Source organism: Kocuria subflava (assembly GCF_012163155.1).
Classification (GTDB): Bacteria; Actinomycetota; Actinomycetes; order Actinomycetales; family Micrococcaceae; genus Kocuria; species Kocuria subflava.
In genome coordinates this window covers 1-991 of the sequence record NZ_JAAVUN010000088.1, presented here as the reverse complement: position 1 = coordinate 991, position 991 = coordinate 1, and the positions used below count along the sequence as shown (strand labels likewise).

1 protein-coding gene is annotated in these 991 nt (G+C 64.9%); it reads right to left on the bottom strand.

Features of this window, described 5'->3' with window-relative positions; translation table 11 throughout:
- Positions 1-831: replicative DNA helicase (locus GTW58_RS13085; RefSeq protein WP_342453321.1), on the bottom strand; the 831-nt coding region annotated here is incomplete at its 3' end.
- Positions 832-991 lie beyond the last annotated feature (160 nt).

Sequence of the window (991 nt, the reverse complement as noted above, 5' to 3'; positions counted from 1 at the left end):
GGTGGAGGCGATCTTCTGCCCCTGCTCGTCCCGCAACGTGCCCTTGCGGAGATCCTGCAGGTTCAGGGTCGCTTCGGCCGACAGGATCTTGAGTGCGATCTCGTTGCGCGCCATCTCCAACGAGAAGATCGCCGTGGTCATGTTGTGTTTGATGGCCGCTGACCTGGCGATGTCGATTGCGAACGTCGATTTGCCCATGGCCGGCCTGGCCGCCACCACGATCATCTGCCCGCCCTGCAGACCGTGCGTGGGCTCGTCGAACTCCGTGAAACCGGACGGCACGCCCTGCATGCCCGACTTCCCACCGGCGGCCTCGATCTCCTCGTCCGTCGACTCCACGACCTCCTTGAGGGCCACGTAGTCCTCGGAATTGCGGCGTTCGGCCACGGTCATGATCTCGGACTGTGCCTCGTTGACCAGGGTTTCCACCTCGCCGTCCTGCGAGTACCCCAGCTGCACGATCTTGGTCCCGGCCCCCACCAGGCGCCGCAGCACAGCCCGTTCCTGCACGATCTCCGCGTAGAACCCGGCGTTGGCCGCGGTGGGCACGGACGAGATCAAGGAGTGGATGTAGGCCGCACCACCCACGTTGTCCAGCTCGCCGCGCTTGGTGAGTTCGTCGGCCACGGTGATCGCGTCGGCCGGCTCACCCTTGCCGTAGAGGCTCACGATCGCCTCGTAGATGGATTCGTGCGCGGGCCGGTAGAAGTCCGCCCCCATCACGACCTCGACCACATCCGCGATCGCGTCCTTGGACAGCATCATGCCGCCCAGCACGGACTGCTCGGCCACGTTGTCATGCGGGGGTGTGCGCACGAGATCTTCGGACACGCTGGACCTTTCGAGGGGTTCGGGATCGACGACGACGCGCGCCGGTCAGACCACCATTGTGGACCACGGCACCGACCGCACAATGACCGTCGGGGACTCAATGCAGCCCCGGAACTCGATCGACTCGAATGAATACCCACAGCCTGTGGACAACTTGTGG